General features: G+C 64.1%; 14 protein-coding genes. 11 read left to right on the forward strand and 3 right to left on the reverse strand.

Annotated elements, in window-relative coordinates:
- Positions 1-394 precede the first annotated feature (394 nt).
- From paaA to nhaB, 10 genes are all read left to right on the forward strand, one after another.
- Positions 395-1,384 (forward strand): 1,2-phenylacetyl-CoA epoxidase subunit PaaA, encoded by a 990-nt coding sequence (gene paaA, locus CF161_RS18450; RefSeq protein ID WP_020298110.1) that lies wholly within the window; start codon positions 395-397, stop codon positions 1,382-1,384.
- 38 nt (positions 1,385-1,422) lie between these two features.
- Positions 1,423-1,704 (forward strand): 1,2-phenylacetyl-CoA epoxidase subunit PaaB, encoded by a 282-nt coding sequence (paaB, locus tag CF161_RS18455; protein WP_020298111.1) that lies wholly within the window; start codon positions 1,423-1,425, stop codon positions 1,702-1,704.
- A gap of 8 nt (positions 1,705-1,712) precedes the next feature.
- Positions 1,713-2,474 (forward strand): 1,2-phenylacetyl-CoA epoxidase subunit PaaC, encoded by a 762-nt coding sequence (paaC, locus tag CF161_RS18460; protein ID WP_020298112.1) that lies wholly within the window; start codon positions 1,713-1,715, stop codon positions 2,472-2,474.
- The gene (gene paaD, locus CF161_RS18465) at positions 2,461-2,997 is read left to right on the forward strand and encodes a 1,2-phenylacetyl-CoA epoxidase subunit PaaD (protein WP_020298113.1); all 537 of its coding nucleotides are present in this window, start codon (positions 2,461-2,463) and stop codon (positions 2,995-2,997) included. The genes paaC and paaD overlap by 14 nt, the downstream gene beginning before the upstream one ends.
- Before the next feature lie 33 nt (positions 2,998-3,030).
- Positions 3,031-4,107 (forward strand): 1,2-phenylacetyl-CoA epoxidase subunit PaaE, encoded by a 1,077-nt coding sequence (gene paaE / locus CF161_RS18470; RefSeq protein ID WP_020298114.1) that lies wholly within the window; start codon positions 3,031-3,033, stop codon positions 4,105-4,107.
- Between the two features lie 109 nt (positions 4,108-4,216).
- Positions 4,217-4,525, forward strand: coding sequence for a DUF485 domain-containing protein (locus tag CF161_RS18475; RefSeq protein WP_043229807.1), 309 nt, complete (start codon positions 4,217-4,219; stop codon positions 4,523-4,525).
- On the forward strand, positions 4,522-6,168 hold the full coding sequence (locus CF161_RS18480; protein WP_020298116.1) for a cation acetate symporter: 1,647 nt from the start codon (positions 4,522-4,524) through the stop codon (positions 6,166-6,168). The genes CF161_RS18475 and CF161_RS18480 overlap by 4 nt, the downstream gene beginning before the upstream one ends.
- 38 nt (positions 6,169-6,206) lie before the next feature.
- Positions 6,207-7,460 (forward strand): OprD family porin, encoded by a 1,254-nt coding sequence (locus CF161_RS18485; RefSeq protein WP_020298117.1) that lies wholly within the window; start codon positions 6,207-6,209, stop codon positions 7,458-7,460.
- Between the two features lie 56 nt (positions 7,461-7,516).
- Positions 7,517-9,568, forward strand: coding sequence for a phenylacetic acid degradation bifunctional protein PaaZ (paaZ, locus tag CF161_RS18490; protein WP_020298118.1), 2,052 nt, complete (start codon positions 7,517-7,519; stop codon positions 9,566-9,568).
- Positions 9,569-9,791: 223 nt separating this feature from the next.
- A complete protein-coding gene (gene nhaB / locus CF161_RS18495) occupies positions 9,792-11,294 on the forward strand; it encodes a sodium/proton antiporter NhaB (protein WP_020298119.1) in 1,503 nt (500 codons plus the stop codon).
- Positions 11,295-11,351: 57 nt separating this feature from the next.
- Here nhaB and CF161_RS18500 read toward each other — a convergent pair whose 3' ends face one another.
- The 3 genes from CF161_RS18500 to gnd are packed head-to-tail and all read right to left on the reverse strand — an operon-like array spanning position 11,352 to position 14,688.
- Positions 11,352-12,173, reverse strand: a complete 822-nt coding sequence (locus tag CF161_RS18500; RefSeq protein WP_020298120.1) for a Cof-type HAD-IIB family hydrolase — start codon at positions 12,171-12,173, stop codon at positions 11,352-11,354.
- Positions 12,170-13,687: a glucose-6-phosphate dehydrogenase gene (gene zwf / locus CF161_RS18505; RefSeq protein WP_020298121.1), complete on the reverse strand. Its 1,518-nt coding sequence runs from the start codon at positions 13,685-13,687 to the stop codon at positions 12,170-12,172. Before zwf ends, CF161_RS18500 begins: the two co-directional genes overlap by 4 nt.
- On the reverse strand, positions 13,684-14,688 hold the full coding sequence (gnd, locus tag CF161_RS18510; protein WP_338013629.1) for a phosphogluconate dehydrogenase (NAD(+)-dependent, decarboxylating): 1,005 nt from the start codon (positions 14,686-14,688) through the stop codon (positions 13,684-13,686). Before gnd ends, zwf begins: the two co-directional genes overlap by 4 nt.
- Before the next feature lie 242 nt (positions 14,689-14,930).
- On the opposite strand from gnd, the gene CF161_RS18515 reads away from it, so the two are divergent.
- On the forward strand, positions 14,931-15,116 hold the full coding sequence (locus tag CF161_RS18515; protein WP_043229767.1) for a DUF6026 family protein: 186 nt from the start codon (positions 14,931-14,933) through the stop codon (positions 15,114-15,116).
- Positions 15,117-15,319: the final 203 nt, after the last annotated feature.

Raw genomic sequence — 15,319 nt, forward strand, 5'->3', positions numbered from 1 at the left:
CAAGCTCCCTCGCCACAAAGGCCCGACACCGCTCGCCTGACAAACCTGAAAAACCTTTGTTGCAGCCAGAAACATTTCTGCACACCCCCGATCCCCCTGTGGCGAGGGAGCTCGCTCCCGCTCGGCTGCACAGCAGCCGCAATCACCCCAACTCCATCTCCCTGATACACCGCAACGCCCAGTTCAGGGGCCGCTACGCACCCCAGCGGGAGCAAGCTCCCTCGCCACAAAAAAGCACCTGCTTCCCCTGCCTCCTTGCGCTGATCCGGAGCCATATCCATCCCAATGCGATACAAAAAAATATACGACACGTTATTTTGTGTTTGATATTTATTTATGTATCACATATAAAGTTCTCCATGCCCACGCACACCTTCACGGCGGGAGACACGTCATGTATGCACAGCTGGTAGAAACCGGGGTCAAGAGCATCAAGAGCCTGTCGGAGATGTCCGAACAGGAGCGCGCGTTCCAGGAAAAAATCGATTCGGAAATCAAGATCGAAGCCAAGAACTGGATGCCCGATGCCTATCGCCAGACGCTGATCCGGCAGATTTCCCAACACGCCCACTCGGAAATCGTCGGCATGTTGCCCGAGGGCAACTGGGTGGCTCGCGCACCGACCCTCAAGCGCAAGCTGCAACTGATGGCCAAGATCCAGGACGAAGCCGGTCACGGCCTGTACCTGTACAGCGCCATGGAGACCCTGGGCGCCGACCGCGACGAGGAGATCGCCAAGCTGCACAGCGGCCGCGCCAAGTACTCGAGCATCTTCAATTACCCGACCCTGAACTGGGCCGACATGGGCGCGGTGGGCTGGCTGGTGGACGGCGCGGCCATCGTCAATCAGGTGGTGTTGCAACGCACCTCCTACGGCCCCTATTCCCGGGCCATGGTGCGCATCTGCAAGGAAGAGAGCTTCCACCAGCGCCAGGGCTACGAGGTGCTGCTGACCATGATGCGCGAGGGCAACCAGGCGCAGAAAGACATGGTCCAGGACGCCATCAACCGCCTCTGGTGGCCGGCGCTGATGATGTTCGGCCCCAGCGACGAACACTCGCCCAACAGCGCCCAGTCCATGGCCTGGAAGATCAAGCGCCAGAGCAACGACGAACTGCGCCAGCGCTTTATCGACCAGACCATCCCGCAACTGGAACTGCTGGGCTGCACCTGCCCCGACCCGGACCTTGCGTGGAACGCCGAACGCGGCCACTACGATTTCGGCGAGATCCAGTGGGACGAATTCTACGAAGTGCTCAAGGGCAATGGCCCGTGCAACCAGGAACGCGTCGCGACCCGGCGCAAGGCCATTGAAGACGGCGCCTGGGTGCGCCAGGCCGCTGTCGCCCACGCCCGCAAGAAAACCAATAAAAACGCCGCCTGATCGCCCGTCGATCAACCGCCTGATGTGGAGTCACCCCGATGTCTGAATGGACCCTCTTCGAAGTTTTCGTGCGCAGCAAGCACGGCCTCAACCACAAGCACGTCGGCAGCGTGCATGCCGCCGACAGCGTCATGGCCATCGAGAACGCCCGCGAGCTGTACACCCGCCGCAGCGAGGGCGTGAGCCTGTGGGTGGTGCCATCCAATCTGATCGTCGCCTCGTCCCCGGACGAGAAGGACCCGCTGTTCGACCCGGCCGACGACAAGGTCTATCGCCACGCCAGCTTCTACGAGCTGCCGCCTGAAGTCGGACACATGTGAGGCCGACCATGACCACTCAAACCGATCTGATCCAATACCTGCTGCGCCTCGGCGACAGCGCCCTGATCCAGGGCCAGCGCCTGTGCCAATGGTGCGGCCGCGCGCCGGCGCTGGAAGAAGAGCTGGCGCTGATGAACGTTGGCCTCGACCTGGTGGGCCAGGCCCGCAACTGGCTGGACTACGCCGCCGAGCTGCTGGACGACGGCCGCGACGCCGACCACCTGGCGTTCCGCCGTGACGAGCGCGCCTACCGCAACCTGTTGCTGGTGGAGCAGCCCAACGGCGACTACGCGGTGACCATGCTCAAGCAGTTTTTCTATGACGCCTGGCACCTGGAAGTGCTCCAGGGCCTGAGCCAGTCCAGCGACGAGCGCATCGCCGGGATCGCCGCCAAGGCGGTCAAGGAAGCCACTTATCACCTGCGCCGCTCCAGCGAATGGGTCGAGCGGCTGGGCGATGGCACTGAAGAGAGCCATCAGCGCATGCTCGATGCCATCCCCCTGCTGTGGCGCTTCACCATCGAGCTGATCAGCGGTGACGACAGCGAAACCCGCCTGCACGCCGCCGGCCTGGTGCCGGATGCCGCGCAGATCGCCAGCGCCTGGCAGGCCCGGGTCGAGCAGGTCTTCACCCGCGCCACCCTGCCCCTGCCGGCGGCGCCGAGCTACTTCTACCTCGATGCCCGTCGCGGCCTGCACAGCGAACACCTGGGCACCCTGCTGGCGGAAATGCAGTTCCTGCCCCGAGCGTACCCCGATGCGACCTGGTGAGCTGATCACCAGCGACCAGGGCGCCCGGGCGGTACAGCCGGGCGACCTGGACGCGGCCTGGGCGACCCTGACCCAGGTCATGGACCCGGAAGTGCCGGTGGTCAGCGTGGTCGACCTGGGGATCGTCCGCGACCTCGACTGGCGCGACGGCCACCTGCACGTGGTAGTGACCCCGACCTACTCCGGCTGCCCGGCCACCGAGGTGATCGAAAGCGACATCCGCGACGCCCTGGAACTCGCCGGTTTCCGGGCGCCGCAACTGCAACGCAAGTTGACCCCGGCCTGGAGCAGCGACTGGATCACCGACGACGGCCGCGAACGCCTGCGGGCCTACGGCATCGCGCCGCCGCGCCCGGGCAGCACCAGCAAGCGCAGCCTGCTGGGGGAACGCCAGGACATTCTCTGCCCGCAATGCGGCAGCGCCCATACCGAGCTGCTCAGCGAGTTCGGCTCGACCGCCTGCAAGGCGCTGTATCGCTGCCGTGACTGCCTGGAACCGTTCGACTACTTCAAGTGCATCTGAGCGGCCGCTTGCCGTGTCAGTGGGAGACCCACAATGAGCAAATTCCACAGCCTGGTGATCAAGGATGTGCGCAGCGAAACCCGTGACGCCGTGTCCATCGCCTTCGAGATTCCACAGCACCTGCAGGACAGCTTTCATTTCACCCAGGGCCAGCACCTGGTGATGCGCACCCAACTGGACGGTGAAGAAGTACGCCGCTCCTATTCGATTTGCACCGGGGTCAATGACGGCGAACTGCGCATCGCTATCAAGCGCGTGGCCGGCGGACGTTTCTCGGCCTTTGCCAACGAACAGCTCAAGGCCGGGCACCGCCTGGAAGTGATGCCGCCCGCCGGGCATTTTCATGTCGAACTGGACCCGGCGCGACACGGGCGCTACCTGGCGGTGGCTGCCGGCAGCGGTATCACACCGATCCTGTCGATCATCAAGAGCACCCTGGAAACCGAACCCCACAGCCAGGTCACCCTGCTCTACGGCAACCGTTCCAGCTCCGGGGCGCTGTTTCGTGAACAGCTCGAGGACCTGAAGAACCGCTACCTGCAGCGCCTGAACCTGATCTTCGTCTTCAGCCGCGAGCAGCAGGATGTCGACCTCTATAACGGCCGGATCAACGCTGAAAAATGCGAGCAGCTGTTTTCCCGCTGGCTCGACGTCAAGGCCCTGGACGCGGCGTTTATCTGCGGCCCCCAGGAGATGACCGAAACCGTGCGCGACAGCCTCAAGGCCAAGGGCATGCCGGCCGAGCGCATTCACTTCGAACTGTTCGCCGCCGCCGGCAGCCAGCAAAAACGCGAGGCCCGCGAAGCTGCACGGCAGATCGACGCCGCCACCAGCCAGATCACCGTGATCAGCGATGGCCGCGCCCTGGCCTTCGACCTGCCGCGCAACACCTTGAGCATCCTCGACGCCGGCAACATCCAGGGCGCCGAGCTGCCTTATTCGTGCAAGGCCGGGGTCTGCTCCACCTGCAAATGCAAGGTGATCGAAGGCGAGGTGGAAATGGACAGCAACCACGCCCTCGAGGACTACGAAGTGGCGGCCGGCTACGTGCTGTCGTGCCAGTCGTTCCCGGTCAGCGCCAAGGTGGTGCTGGACTTCGACCAGCTCTGATCCCAGCCGTCACCCCAGCAGCGCCTGCCACCGTCCAGGCGCGATGCCTGACGCCGTGCCCGCAACCTGTTTCACCCAAAACAAAAACAACAACCCAGAGAGCGCCGCCATGACCCCGCAAGAGATACAACAGATCAGTCAGCACCCGGACTTTATCCAGCTGGTGCGCCGCAAGCAGAACCTCTACTGGTCGCTGAGCCTGGCGATGCTGGTGATCTATTACGGCTTTGTGCTGCTGGTGGCGTTTTCCCCCAGCACCTTGGGCCAATCCCTGAGCGGCGGCGTGACCACGGTCGGCATGCTGGTGGGCGTGGTGATCGTGCTGCTGGCCTTTGCCCTGACCGGTTTCTATGTGTACCGCGCCAACCACGTGATCGACCCGCTGAACGAAAAACTCAAGCAGGAGTGCGCCCAATGAAGCGCCTCCTGACCCTGTTCCTGCTGCCCTGTGCCTTCGCCACCGACGTTGCGCTGGCCGCCGAGGGCAGCGCCCGGCCGCTGAACTGGAACGCCATCGGCATGTTCCTGGTGTTCGTCCTGTTCACCCTCGGCGTCACCCGTTGGGCGGCCCTGCGCACCCGTTCGGCCAGTGACTTCTACACCGCCGGTGGCGGCATGACCGGTTTCCAGAACGGCCTGGCGATTGCCGGCGACATGATCTCCGCGGCGTCCTTCCTCGGCATCTCGGCCATGATGTTCCTCAACGGCTACGACGGCCTGTTGTACGCCCTGGGGGTACTGGCCGGCTGGCCGATCATCCTGTTCCTGATCGCCGAGCGCCTGCGCAACCTGGGCAAGTACACCTTTGCCGATGTGGTGTCCTATCGCCTGGAACAAACCCCGGTGCGCCTGACCTCGGCCTTCGGCACCCTGACCGTGGCCCTGATGTACCTGGTGGCGCAGATGGTCGGTGCCGGCAAGCTGATCGAACTGCTGTTTGGCATCAGCTACCTGTACGCGGTGATGCTGGTGGGCGTGCTGATGGTGTTTTACGTGACCTTCGGCGGCATGCTCGCCACCACCTGGGTGCAGATCATCAAGGCGGTGATGCTGCTGTTCGGCACCAGTTTCATGGCCTTTATGGTGCTCAAGCATTTCGGTTTCAGCACCGAAGCCATGTTCGCCGGCGCCAGTGCGGTGCACGCCAAGGGCAGCGCGATCATGGCCCCGGGCGGCCTGCTGTCGAACCCGATCGACGCCATCTCCCTGGGCCTGGGCATGATGTTCGGCACCGCCGGCCTGCCCCATATCCTGATGCGTTTCTTCACCGTCAGTGACGCCAAGGAAGCGCGTAAAAGCGTGTTCTACGCCACCGGCTTCATCGGCTATTTCTACCTGCTGCTGATCATCGTCGGCTTCGGCGCCATCGTCATGGTCGGCACCGACCCGGCCTTCCGCGATGCCAACGGCGCGATCATCGGCGGCGGCAACATGATCGCCGTGCACCTGGCCCAGGCCGTGGGCGGCAACCTGTTCCTCGGTTTCATTTCGGCGGTGGCCTTCGCCACCATTCTCGCGGTGGTGGCCGGGCTGGCGCTGTCCGGTGCCTCGGCGGTGTCCCATGACCTGTATGCCTGCGTGATCCGCAAGGGCCAGGCCACCGAGAAGCAGGAAATCCGCGTGTCGCGCATCGCCACCCTGTGCATCGGCGTGCTGGCGATCATCCTTGGCCTGTTGTTCGAGTCGCAGAACATCGCCTTCCTTTCCGGCCTGGTGCTGGCGATTGCGGCCTCGGTCAACTTCCCGGTGCTGTTCCTCTCCATGTACTGGAAAGGCCTGACCACCCGTGGCGCGGTCACCGGCAGCCTGGCTGGCCTGATCTCGGCGATTGTCCTGCTGGTGTTGAGCCCGGCGGTCTGGGTCAACGTCCTGCACCACGAGCAGGCGCTGTTCCCCTACTCCAACCCGGCGCTGTTCTCCATGAGCCTGGCGTTTCTCAGCGCGTGGCTGTTCTCGGTGACCGATCGCTCGCCCCGGGCCGAACTGGAGCGCGGGCGCTACCTGGCGCAGTTCATCCGCTCGATGACCGGCATCGGCGCCTCCAGCGCCAGCAACCACTGAACCCACCACGACCGATCGGATGACAGGGAATAACAACAATGAACCCCGCTCACATCGCTCCACCCAAGGCTTTGCTGTCGATCATGGCGGCCCTCAGCCTACCGCTGTTCGCCCCCAGTGCCCTGGCCGACTTCATCGGCGACAGCAAGGCGCGGCTGGAGCTGCGCAACCATTACCTGAACCGTGATTTCCGCCAGGACAACGCCGCGCAATCCAAGGCCGAGGAATGGGCTCAGGGCTTTACCGCCCGCATCGAGTCCGGCTTTACCGAGGGCACCCTGGGCTTTGGCCTGGATGCCCTGGGCGAGCTGGGATTGAAGCTCGACTCCAGCCCCGACCGCCGTGGCACCGGCCTGCTGCCCTATGGCCCCAACAGCCATGAGCCGGCGGACGAGTTCAGCGAACTGGGGCTGACCGGCAAGCTGCGCCTGTCCAAAAGCGTGCTCAAGCTCGGCACCTTGCAGCCGTTGCTACCGGTGGCCACCTACAACGACACCCGGCTGCTGGGCTCGACCTTCCAGGGCGGCCTGCTCACCAGCCAGGAAATCAGCGGCCTGACCCTCAATACCGGGCGCCTGACCAAGACCAACCTGCGGGATTCCTCCAGCAACGACGACATCGGCTACGGCGCCGTCCGCAGCGACCACTTCGACTTCGCAGGCGGCAGCTATGCCTTCAACCCGCAACTGAGCCTGAGCTATTACTACGGCAAGCTCGATCAGATCTATCACCAGCAATTCCTCGGCCTGGTGCACAGCCAGCCCCTGGGCAACGGCTTCAGCCTGCGCAGCGACCTGCGCTACTTCGACAGTCGCGGCGACGGCGCCGAACGCGCCGGGCGCATCGACAACCGCAACTTCAACAGCATGTTCACCCTGGCCCACGGCGCGCACAAAGTCAGCGCCACCTGGCAGCAGCTGTCGGGTGACAGCGCCTTCCCGTTCCTCAACGGCGGCGATCCGTACGTGGTCAACCTGGTGACCTACAACACCTACACCCGCGCCGAAGAAGACTCCTGGCAACTGCGCTACGACTACGACTTCGCCGCCCAGGGCATTCCCGGCCTGACCTTCATGAGCCGCTACACCGATGGCCGCCACGTCAAGGCCGGCGCCGTCGACAACGGCCGCGAGTGGGAACGCGACACCGATATCACCTACGTCATCCAGAGCGGCGTGTTCAAGGACGTGAGCATTCGCTGGCGCAACCTGACATTCCGCTCCGGCAATGGCTTGAGCACCGCCATCGATGAAAACCGACTGATCCTCGGTTACACCCTGGCGCTTTGGTAACCCCCCTCCGGCGCGGTTCGCCGCGTCGGCCTCATTTTTCACCCGGAGCAATCGTGATGCCTCACGCCCCTACCCTGCAAAGCTTCATCGCCGGCCGCTGGATCGGCCAACACGGTGCCCAGGTGCTGCGCAGCGCCCTTGACGGCCATGAACTGGCACGCACCCATGAAGAACGCCCGGACTTCGCCGAAGCCGTCGAGCATGGTCGCCGCGCGGGCAACGCCGCGCTGATGGCCCTGGATTTCCAGCAACGGGCCCAGCGCCTCAAGGCCCTGGCGCTGTACCTCAGCGAACGCAAGGAACAGCTGTACGCCCTGTCCCACCACAGCGGCGCCACCCGCGCCGACAGCTGGATCGACATCGAAGGCGGCAACAGCACGCTGTTCACCTATGCCAGCCTCGGCGCCCGCGAACTGCCCTCGGGCAACGTCGTGCATGAAGGCCCGGCGCTGCAACTGAGCAAGCTCGGGAGCTTTGCCGGCACCCATATCCTGGTGCCCCGTGGCGGCCTGGCGGTGCACATCAATGCCTTCAACTTTCCGATCTGGGGCATGTTGGAAAAATTCGCCCCATGCTTCCTCGCTGGCATGCCGTGCATCGTCAAGCCAGCCAGCGCCACCAGCTACCTGACCGAGGCCGTGGTGCGCCTGATGGACGAGTCGGGCCTGCTGCCCAGCGGCAGCCTGCAACTGGTGATCGGCAGCACCGGCGACCTGCTGGACCGCCTCGAAGGCCAGGATGTGGTGACCTTTACCGGCTCCGCCGACACCGCGGCCAAGCTGCGGGTCAACCCGAACCTGATCCGCAATTCGGTGCCGTTCAACGCCGAAGCCGACTCGCTGAACTGCGCGATCCTGGCCCCGGACGTAACCCCGGACGATGAAGAGTTCGAACTGTTCATCAAGGAAGTCGCCCGGGAAATGACCACCAAGGCTGGACAGAAGTGCACCGCCATCCGCCGTGCCATCGTCCCGGCCAAGCACATCGACGCCGTGGCCAGCCGTTTGCGCGAGCGCCTGGCCAAGGTGGTGGTCGGTGATCCGTCAGTGGAAGGCGTGCGCATGGGCGCCCTGGCCTCCCACGACCAGCAACGGGATGTGGCCGAGCGTGTGGCAAGTCTGTTGCACAGCAGCGACCTGCTGTTCGGTGCCCGCGACGGCTTCGAGCCCCGCGGCGAAAACGTCAGCCAGGGGGCATTCTTCGCCCCGACCCTGCTGCTGGCCCGCGACCCGCATGCGGCGGGTGCCCACGATATCGAAGCCTTCGGCCCGGTCAGCACGCTGATGGCCTATGACGACCTGGACGAAGCCCTGGCCCTGGCGGCGCGCGGCAAAGGCAGCCTGGTGGGCAGCCTGGTGACCCGCGATCCGCAGATTGCCGCCAAGGCGATTCCGGTGGCGGCTGCCTGGCACGGCCGCTTGCTGGTGCTGGACCGCGAATGCGCCGGCGAATCCACCGGCCACGGCTCACCCTTGCCCCAACTGAAACACGGCGGCCCGGGCCGCGCTGGCGGTGGCGAAGAACTGGGGGGCCTGCGGGCCGTGAAGCATTACCTGCAACGGGCCGCCGTCCAGGGCTCGCCGAGCATGCTGGCGGCGGTCACCGGTGAATACGTGCGCGGGGCCAAGGTGATCGAGACCGAGGTGCACCCGTTCCGCCGCTTCTTCCAGGACCTGCAGATCGGCGAGTCGCTGCTGACCCATCGCCGCACGGTGACCGAGGCGGATCTGGTGAACTTTGGCTGCTTGTCCGGCGACCATTTCTATATGCACTTCGACGAGATCGCCGCCAAGGAATCGCAATTCGGCAAGCGCATCGCCCATGGCTACTTCGTGCTGTCGGCGGCGGCCGGGCTGTTCGTCTCCCCGGCACCGGGCCCGGTACTGGCCAACTACGGCCTGGACACCCTGCGCTTTATCAACCCGGTGGGCATCGGCGACACCATCCAGGCGCGCCTGACCTGCAAACGCAAGATCGACCAGGGCAAACTCAGCCCCCAGGGCATCCCCCAAGGCGTGGTGGCCTGGGACGTGGAAGTGACCAACCAACTGGGCGAACTGGTGGCCAGCTACGACATCCTGACCCTCGTCGTCAAACGCGAAGGCTAATCCGCCGCGACCCTGTAGCCGCTGCCGAGCTGGGCGAGGCTGCGCTGGCCGGGATGGGCCCTGGAGTGCACCCAGAGGAATAGGTGGTACTTCAGGGCCAGCGTCCGAACGCGGCCCGAGCCTGGCAGCAGCGGCTACGGATTGTGACAAAAGATTTCATCGATCCTTGCTCTTCAATGCGGCATGCGGCACTTTGCGCGCTTCTCAATAAAAGGAGCCGCCGATGTCCGGTTCAATGGCCCAGGCGTTTGCCCATAACTTTCTCGGTCAATCACCCCGCTGGTACAAGGCCAGTATTGTCGCGTTCCTGATCCTCAATCCGTTGCTGTTCTGGCTGGTCAGCCCGGCAGCGGCGGGCTGGCTGCTGGTGCTGGAATTCATCTTCACCCTGGCCATGGCGCTCAAGTGCTACCCGCTGATGCCCGGCGGCCTGTTGCTGGTGCAAGCCCTGCTGCTGGGCATGACCACGCCTCAAGCGCTGTATGAAGAGCTGCTGCACAACTTCCCGGTGATCCTGCTGCTGATGTTTATGGTGGCCGGCATCTACTTCATGAAGGAGCTGCTGCTGTTCCTGTTCTCCCGGCTGTTGCTGGGGGTGCGCTCCAAGGTGCTGCTGAGCCTGCTGTTCTGTTTCCTCTCGGCCTTTCTTTCGGCGTTCCTCGATGCCTTGACCGTGACGGCGGTGATTATCAGCGCCGCCGTGGGTTTCTATTCGGTGTATCACCGCGTGGCCTCGGGCAACGACCCACGTCAGGAAGGCGATTTCAGCGACGACCAGCGGCTGCCCAAGCTGCACCACGAAGACCTGGAGCAGTTCCGCGCCTTCCTGCGCAGCCTGCTGATGCACGGCGCGGTCGGCACTGCCCTGGGCGGCGTGTGCACCCTGGTGGGCGAACCGCAGAACCTGCTGATCGGCCATGAAATGGGCTGGCACTTCGCCGAGTTCCTGCTGAAGATCGCCCCGGTGTCGCTGCCGGTGCTGGCCGCCGGGCTGCTGACCTGCGTGCTCCTGGAGAAACTGCGCTGGTTCGGCTACGGCACCCTGTTGCCGGACAATGTGCGCGCCGTACTGGCCGATTACGCCGCGGTCGATGATGCCGAGCGCACCCCGCGCCAGCGCGCGGCATTGCTGGTGCAGGGCCTGGCAGCGCTGATTCTGATTGCCGGCCTGGCCTTGCATATCGCCGAAGTGGGGTTGATCGGGCTGATGGTGATCGTGCTGATCACCGCCTTCACCGGCATTACCGAAGAGCACCGCATCGGCAATGCGTTCAAGGACGCCATGCCGTTCACCGCATTGCTGGTGGTGTTTTTTGCGGTGGTGGCGGTGATTCACGATCAGCAGCTGTTCACGCCGCTGATCCAGTGGGTGCTGGCCCTGCCGCCGGAGCAACAGCCGGGCATGCTGTTTATCGCCAACGGCCTGCTGTCGGCCATCAGCGATAACGTGTTCGTGGCCACCATTTACATCACCGAGGTGAAGCAGGCCTTCCTCAACGGGCACATGAGCCGCGAACACTTCGAAACCCTGGCCATCGCCATCAACACCGGCACCAACCTGCCCAGCGTCGCCACGCCCAATGGCCAGGCGGCATTCCTGTTTTTGCTGACCTCGGCGATTGCCCCGCTGGTGCGCCTGTCGTACGGGCGCATGGTGTGGATGGCCCTGCCCTACACCGTGGTGATGGGGCTGCTGGGCTGGTACGCAGTGAGTTACTGGCTGTAGCGATGGGCCGGCACCGGGCTCGAGGGCCTGGCGCCGGCAGCCGGCTGGCGCGAGCGATCAGCGCGCCAGGATATAGCGCTCGATGGCCTGCGCCGCACCGTCATCAAGGTTGCTCGCCGTGACCCGGTCCGCCTGGCGCCTGACCTCCTCCTGCGCCTGGCCCATGGCAATCGACAACCCGGCCCGGTGAAACATCGCCGGGTCATTGCCGCCATCGCCCAGTGCCGCCGTGTGCGCCAGGTCCACCCCGAGAAAGGCGGCCAGGGTCACCAGGGCCTGGCCCTTGTTGGCCTCCATCGCCGTGACATCCAGGTACACCGGCTGCGAGCGCGACACCTGGGCCTGACCTTCGACCCGGGCCTGCAATTGCGCCTCCAGCGCCACCAGCAACGAGGCGTTGTTGCTCGCGGCCACAATCTTGTCGATGCGCGGCAGGTACTCCTCGAAGCCCTTGACCACCACCGGCGGGTAGCCAAGCCCGTGTTGCTCGCGCGGCACCATCGGCCCGTGGGGGTCGCGTAACAACCAGTCACCGTCGGCAAACACCCAGACTTCCACCTCGGGCTGCGTCGAAAACAGCTCAATGGTGGTCACCGCCACGTCTACCGGCAGGTGATGGCGAGCCAGAAAGCGGCCATCGGGGTGGACGATGGTGCCGCCATTGAAGGCCGCCGTGGGCAGGTCGACGCCCAGGGTCTTGATCTGCGCCAGCATGGCCCTGGGTGGGCGCCCGGTGGCGAGGCTGAAGTAAACCCCCGCCTCGCGCAGCGCGCGTACGGCCTCGACGGTGCGCGTGCTGAGGCTGTGATCGGGCAGCAACAAGGTGCCGTCCATGTCGCTGAGCAGGAAGCGGATGGGCTGTTGCGTGGCGTCACTCATCCGAGGCTGTGCCATTCGCGACCGTCGCGGGCCAGCAGCTGGGCTCCAGCTTCTGGGCCATCTGCACCGGCCTGGTAGGCCTGCACGCTGGCGTCTTCCTTCCAGGCGTCGAGGAACGGCTGCACCGCACGCCAGCCATTCTCGATATTGTCGGCACGCTGGAACAGGGTCTGGTCGCCGGTCAGGCAATCGTAGATCAGGGTTTCGTACCCGGTGGACGGCTGCATTTCGAAGAAGTCCTTGTAGGCGAACCCCAACTCGATATTGGCCATGTCCAGGGTCGGCCCGGGCTTTTTCGCCAGCAGGTCGAACCACATGCCCTCATTGGGCTGGATCTGGATCCGCAGGTAGGTCGGTTGCAACTTGTCGACCTCGGTGTCACGGAACTGGGCATAGGGTGCCGGCTTGAAGCAGATGACGATCTCGGTGTCGCGCACGCTCATGCGCTTGCCGGTGCGCAGGTAGAACGGCACCCCGACCCAGCGCCAGTTGTCGATCATGACCTTGAGCGCCACGTAGGTTTCGGTGTTGCTGTCCGGCGCCACATTGGGCTCCTCGCGATAACCCGGCAGCGCCTTGCCACCGGCCTCTCCGGCCACGTACTGGCCACGGACCGAGTTGGCGCGAGCCTCCTCTGTCGTCCAGGGCCGGATGGCGCCGACCACCTTGGCCTTTTCGCCGCGCACGGCATCGGCGCCGAAGGCCGCGGGCGGCTCCATGGCCACCATGGCCAGGAGCTGGAACAGGTGGTTGGGCACCATGTCGCGCAAGGCACCGGTGTGTTCATAAAAGCTGCCACGGGTTTCCACACCGACGGTTTCTGCCGCGGTGATCTGCACGTGGTCGATGTAATGGTTGTTCCAGAACGCTTCGAACAGGCTGTTGGAGAAGCGGCTGACCAGAATGTTCTGCACCGTCTCCTTGCCCAGGTAATGGTCGATGCGGTAGATCTGCTTTTCGCTCATGACCTTGAGCAGGCAACCGTTCAGGGCTTCGGCAGATTGCAGGTCGGAGCCGAAGGGCTTCTCGATCACCACCCGGCGAAAGGCCTCGGGGTTCTCCTCCAGCAACCCGGCCGCACCCAGGCGCTGCACCACTTCACTGAAGAAGCGCGGCGCGGTGGCCAGGTAGAACACCGCATTGCCGGTGCCGCTGGCTGCGATCTTGGCGGCCAGGGCGCTGTAGGTCGAATCGTCGAGGAAGTCGCCCTGGACGTAGCTGATACCCCGGGCCAGCTTGGCCCAGAGCTGCGGGTCCAGGGTCGCGCCGTCGCCGACCTTGTTCGCCACTTCGGTGCGCAGGAAGTCTTCCAGCTTCTTGGCAAAGTCCACATCGCTGATGGCGTTGTGATCGACCCCGACAATCCGCAAGCCCTCGTTCAGCAAGCCATCGCGACTGAGGTTGTACAGCGCCGGCATCAACAGGCGCTTGACCAGGTCGCCATGGGCGCCAAACAGAAACAGGGTGGTGGGCGGTGCGGGTTCAGCCTTGGACTTCCTGCGCACAGTGGTCATTTTTTCGAAGTCTCCACGTGGCCGCCGAAGCCGAAGCGCATGGCCGACAACAGTTTGTCGCCGTAGGTGCTCTGCTGACGCGAACGGAATCGGGCGAACAGCGAGTTGGACAGCACCGGTACCGGCACCGACTGCTCCATGGCCGCCTCGATGGTCCAGCGCCCCTCTCCACTGTCCGCGACCGAACCGGAGTAACCGTCGAGCTTGGGATCGGTGGCCAGGGCGTCGGCAGTCAGGTCCAGCAGCCACGAGGAAACCACGCTGCCGCGACGCCAGACTTCCGCGATATCGGCGACGTTGAGGTCGAAACGCTGATCTTCAGGCAGGTTTTCCGAAGCCTTGGTCTTGAGAATGTCGAAGCCTTCGGCAAAGGCCTGCATCATTCCGTACTCGATGCCGTTGTGGATCATCTTGACGAAATGCCCAGAGCCCGCAGGGCCGGCATGAATGTAGCCACGTTCGGCGCGGTCATCTTCGGCAACCCGGTCCTTGGTCCGCGGGATGTCGCCATAACCCGGCGCCAGGGCGGCGAACAGCGGGTCCAGGCGCTTAACCTCGTCGGCATCGCCGCCGATCATCATGCAGTAGCCACGCTCCAGGCCCCAGACGCCGCCGGAGGTGCCGACATCGATATAGGTCAGGCCTTTTTGCGCCAGGCTGTGGGCGCGGCGGATGTCGTCCTTATAGTAGGTGTTGCCGCCATCGATGATCACATCGCCCGCTTCCAGCAGTTGGCTCAAGGTCTCGATGGTGTCTTCGGTGGGTGCGCCGGCCGGCAGCATGACCCAGACCGCGCGCGGTTTTTCCAGGCCTGCCACCAGGGCCGGCAGATCGGCCACGCCCTTGGCGCCTTCACCGCTCAGGGTGCTGACAAACTCGGCGTTGCGGTCATACACCACGGTTTCATGCCCGTTGAGCATCAGGCGCCGTGCAATGTTGCCGCCCATGCGGCCCAGTCCGATAATCCCCAGTTGCATGTGCTGATGCTCCTTACTACGAATAGATTTGTGTCAAAAGGTTATAGCCCAATGGGGCCAATGAGGGTTAGTCCAGAGCGCCCGGACTTAGTTTCCCATGCAGACAGTGGATAACGACGCAAATCGCCTCGAAGACACAACGACATTGAAAAATAAAAAAGTTCCCTTTGCCGGTAAAAGAAATCAAAATCGGCGCCGATAGTGTTTTGACCCTCGAAATCGAGCGGCACAAACACAGTTGAGACACGCCATTTGCGAGGTGAGCAATGGGCACAGTACTACCGGCACGACCTGCACAAACCCTGTATGTCACGATCCGTCGTGATGAATTGCGTCAATTGAAAGCAGAACGCGATCAACTGCAGCAGGAACTCTCGCAACTGCGTCTATTGCTTCAAGGCCAGGGCCAGACCGCCCAGATCACCAGCCTGCACGCCCCCTCGCCGAACTGAGTCCCGCCAGCGGACCCAGCATTCAACCTGGCGCAGCCCTGCGCGCCACATCGCCGGCGTTATCCCTTGCGGGGATGATGCCGGCAATGACTGCATCCCCCGCCTCAGCCCTTCCAGCCCGACCGTTCATCGGAGCGCGGCACGCTTTCAGCTCACAAACTTTTCACACCTGAGTGGCGATACTCCGGCCATTGTGGCCGCTC

The organism is Pseudomonas sp. CF161 (genome assembly GCF_000416215.1).
In the GTDB taxonomy this organism is placed as follows: Bacteria; Pseudomonadota; Gammaproteobacteria; order Pseudomonadales; family Pseudomonadaceae; genus Aquipseudomonas.